Genomic DNA, 4,100 nt, shown 5'->3' on the forward strand with positions numbered 1-4,100 from the left:
ACCGCCCTCAGTGGTGGTGGCCCCCGCCGTGGTCGAACTTCAGCACCTCGGGGGGCATCACGACGAACGGCCGCATCATCCCCATGTCCTCGTGCTCCAGCAGATGGCAGTGGTACATGAACCGCCCGTACGCCCCGTCGAAGTGACCCATCACCGTCACCTGCTCCGCCTCCGTGACCCGGAACACGTCCTTCCAGCCCTGCTCGTTCGGCGGCACGGTGAGCCCCCGGTCCGGGTCGAAGACAACCGGCGTACGCGTCCCGCCGAGCGCCGGGTCGAAGCCGGTGACCGTGTAAGCCTCCCGGGACAGCACCTGGAAGTCCGCCAGATGAATGTGCATCGGATGCACCGGGAACCCCAGATTCAGGAACGACCACTGCTCGTATGTGCCCTCGCCGACGGTGATCCCGAGACCGTCGTTGAAGGTGCGTGAGATACGCCGGTAGGTACGCAGCTTGCCGTCCGGGCCCTGGACCTGGATCACACCCTCAGCCGGCACCGCGATACCGGCGTCCGTCAGCTCGGCCATCTCCCAGATCTCCGGATGGCCACCGCCCCCGACCGTCGACGGCGGGGTCAGCACGATCAGCCGGTGACCGTGATCGACGGCGGCGTGGTCGAACCGCCGGAACGACGCCGAGAGCACATCGGGCAGCCTGAACCCGGCCGGTGCGGAGTGGTCCGGTGCGGAGTGGTCCGTCTCCTCGGCCTCGCCGACCCGGAACTCCATGACCTGCGGAAAGGGAACGCTGTCCGCCAGGTCGGGCACCCCCGGGGCCTCGTTGCGGCCCTTGTTGACCAGCCGCAGCCTCCGCCCGGCGACCTTGCGGAAGTCGATCAGCAGATCGAAGCGCTCGGCGGGCGCCACGATCAGCGGCGAGCCGTCCGTGAAGTCCACCGGCACCGGACGCGGCAGCAGTCCGCCGTCGCTGCCGATCTGCCGCACCAGCCCCGGGACCGGGTTGTCGTCCTCGTCCACCAGCACCAGGTTGTAGATGCGCGCGTTCGACGCGTTCACCAGCCGGAAGCGGTACCAGTCGGCGTCGACGTCGAGATGCGGCCAGATGGTGCCGTTCACCGTGGAGTACGGGCCGACGAAGGGCAGCGACACCGGCTTGCCCGTCTCCGGGTGGAGACCAGGATCGAGGTCTTGTGCAGCAGCCGGCCGTTGAGCTGTCCGTCGTCGTCGGTGTCGAGATTGCGGTCGGTGAGGATCAGCGGCAGCTCCCGCGCGCCGGACGGCAGCCCGAGGGCGTCCTCCTCGTCGTCCCTGATCAGATAGGTGCCCACGAGTCCCGCGTACACGTTCCAGCGGGTGATGTTCATGGCGTGGTCGTGGTACCACCACTGCACGGCCTGATGGTCGTTCGGATACTCCGCGAGCTGCGCGTCCCCGAAGCCGACCGAGTTGTCCGCCCAGCCGTCGTTGCCGCCACCGGTCTGCGCGCCGTGCAGATGGGTCACCGACCAGGCGGGCAGCGCCGCCACGTTCCTGTCCGGTTTCACCCCCTCGCGCCCCGGCCGGTTGTGCGGACGCGGCTGGTTCGGTGGGGTCGGGCCCACCTCCACGGCGGTGACCGGATACTCACTGCCCAGCGGGATCCGGTTGGTCCAGGCGATCCGGATGCGCTGCCCGCGCCGGACCTCGATCGTCGGGCCGGGCACGGTGCCGTTGTAGCCCCACATCAGGGTCGGCGGCAGCTGTGAGTGCATCCGTACCCAGGTCGGGCGCAGCGCGATCTCGATTTCCTGGCGGACGTCCGGCTCGTCCGGCCGCAGCACATCGGGCACCGTCAGCGGGTCGACGTACGGCGTCAGCTCGCCGCACGGTGCCGGGACCGGCCGCTCGGTGAGGTATCCGACGGCTGGTGCTGGTGCTGGTGCTGGTGCGGGCGCGGTGGCTGGGATGTTGTTGGAAGGTTCGGTGGTCGTGGTCATGCGACTTCCCCCGTGCATGAGTGGTCCGTATGCGTTCCTGTGTGCTTCCTGCGTGATCCTGCGTGGTCCTGCGTGAAGCAAGACATGTACCGGTGTGCCGGAGTTGCACCTTCCGGTCGATCTGGCGAAAAGTGCCCCCGTACGGCCCAGTGTGTAGCGTGCCTCTCGGTCATCGCGGGGCGCCGCCGAGGCAGTCCATAGTGGTGGCGACCGATGTGCCAGGAAGCGCGGAGAAGGCGGGTTTTTTGATGTCGCAGCAGGTGCAAGGTGTCATCGCGCCGGGGAAGAACGAGCCGGTGCGGGTCGAGACGATCGTCGTCCCGGACCCCGGCCCCGGTGAGGCCGTGGTGAAGGTGCAGGCATGCGGGGTCTGCCACACCGATCTGCACTACAAGCAGGGAGCGATCAACGACGACTTCCCCTTCCTCCTCGGGCACGAGGCGGCGGGTGTGGTCGAGGCCGTCGGCGCCGAAGTCACCGAGGTGGCGCCCGGGGACTTCGTCGTCCTGAACTGGCGTGCCGTCTGCGGGCGCTGCCGGGCCTGCCGGCGCGGTCGCCCCTGGTACTGCTTCGACACCCACAACGCACGGCAGAAGATGACCCTGGCCGGGGGTTCAGGGGCAGCGACCGAACTCTCCCCGGCGCTCGGTATCGGCGCCTTCGCTGAGAAGACCCTCGTCGCCGCGGGCCAGTGCACCAAGGTCGACCCGGCCGTCTCCGCCTCCGTCGCCGGGCTCCTCGGCTGCGGAGTGATGGCGGGCATCGGCGCCGCCATCAACACCGGGGAGGTCGGCCGCGGCGACACCGTCGCCGTCATCGGCTGCGGCGGCGTCGGGGACGCGGCGATCGTCGGCGCGCGCCTCGCGGGCGCGGCCCGGATCATCGCCGTCGACATCGACGACCGCAAACTGACCACGGCGACCACGATGGGCGCGACCCACACCGTCAACTCCCGCTCCACCGACCCGGTCGAGGCCATCCGCGAGCTGACCGGCGGCTTCGGCGCGGACGTCGTCATTGAGGCCGTCGGCCGCCCGGAGACGTACCGGCAGGCGTTCTACGCCCGCGATCTGGCGGGCACGGTCGTCCTCGTCGGCGTACCGACCCCGGAGATGAAGCTGGAACTGCCGCTGCTCGACGTGTTCGGGCGCGGCGGCTCGCTCAAGTCCTCCTGGTACGGGGACTGCCTGCCCTCCCGCGACTTCCCCATGCTGATCGATCTGCACCAGCAGGGACGCATCGACCTCGGCGCGTTCGTCACCGAGACGATCGGGCTCGGCGATGTCGAGCAGGCGTTCGCCCGGATGCACGAGGGCGATGTGCTGCGCTCGGTCGTGGTCCTCTGATGGCCGCCCGGATCGACCGCCTCGTCACCTCGGGCACCTTCTCGCTCGACGGCGGCACCTGGGACGTCGACAACAACGTCTGGATCGTCGGTGACGACACGGAGGCCGTCGTCATCGACGCCGCGCACGACGCCCCGGCCATCGAGGCCGCGCTCGCGGGCCGTACGCTCCGCGCGATCGTCTGCACCCACGCCCACAACGACCACATCGACGCGGCACCCGCGCTCGCCGCCGCGACCGGAGCGCCGATCCTGCTGCACCCCGACGATCTGCCGCTGTGGAAACTGACCCACCCCGACCGCGCCCCGGACGGCGAACTGTCCGACGGCCAGACCCTCGCGGTCGCGGGCACCGGACTGACCGTGCTGCACACCCCTGGCCACGCCCCGGGCGCGGTCTGTCTGTACGCCCCCGGCCTGGCCACCGTCTTCAGCGGCGACACCCTCTTCCGGGGCGGGCCGGGCGCCACCGGCCGGTCGTTCTCCGACTTCCCGACGATCGTCGCCTCGATCCGCGACCGGCTGCTGACGCTGCCGCCGGGGACGGTGGTCCGTACGGGACACGGCGACCCCACCACCATCGGCGACGAAGCCCCCCACCTGGAGGAGTGGATCCGGCGCGGCCACTGAACCCCGGCCGCTGTGTGTCAGCCGGTGATGCGGGTCAGCCGCTGGTGCGGGGCAGCCGGGCCGGTGGGTCAGCCGGATCAGCCCGGCCGGCGGGACAGCCGCAGCCGGCTCTCGAAGCGGTACGGCTCTCCCGTCACCGGATCGGTGAACTCCAGCACCTTCGCCAGCAGCCGGAGCGGACGGGACC

The 4,100-nt window shown here is 70.4% G+C and carries 2 protein-coding genes and 2 pseudogenes; 2 read left to right on the forward strand and 2 right to left on the reverse strand.

Features of this window, described 5'->3' with window-relative positions; genetic code table 11:
- Positions 1 to 7 precede the first annotated feature (7 nt).
- Positions 8 to 1,938, reverse strand: a pseudogene (gene phsA, locus ACWF94_RS35245) (O-aminophenol oxidase PhsA).
- Between the two features lie 248 nt (positions 1,939 to 2,186).
- Between phsA and ACWF94_RS35250 the strand changes: the two are divergent.
- Both ACWF94_RS35250 and ACWF94_RS35255 read left to right on the forward strand, forming a co-directional pair.
- Positions 2,187 to 3,284, forward strand: coding sequence for an S-(hydroxymethyl)mycothiol dehydrogenase (locus ACWF94_RS35250; protein WP_453498207.1), 1,098 nt, complete (start codon positions 2,187 to 2,189; stop codon positions 3,282 to 3,284).
- A complete protein-coding gene (locus ACWF94_RS35255; protein ID WP_453498210.1) occupies positions 3,284 to 3,913 on the forward strand; it encodes an MBL fold metallo-hydrolase in 630 nt (209 codons plus the stop codon). Before ACWF94_RS35250 ends, ACWF94_RS35255 begins: the two co-directional genes overlap by 1 nt.
- 77 nt (positions 3,914 to 3,990) lie before the next feature.
- On the opposite strand, the pseudogene ACWF94_RS35260 reads toward ACWF94_RS35255, so the two are convergent.
- Positions 3,991 to 4,100 (reverse strand): annotated as a pseudogene (locus tag ACWF94_RS35260) (pseudouridylate synthase); the annotation flags it as partial.

The sequence above is a fragment of the Streptomyces sp. NPDC055078 genome, from assembly GCF_053607985.1.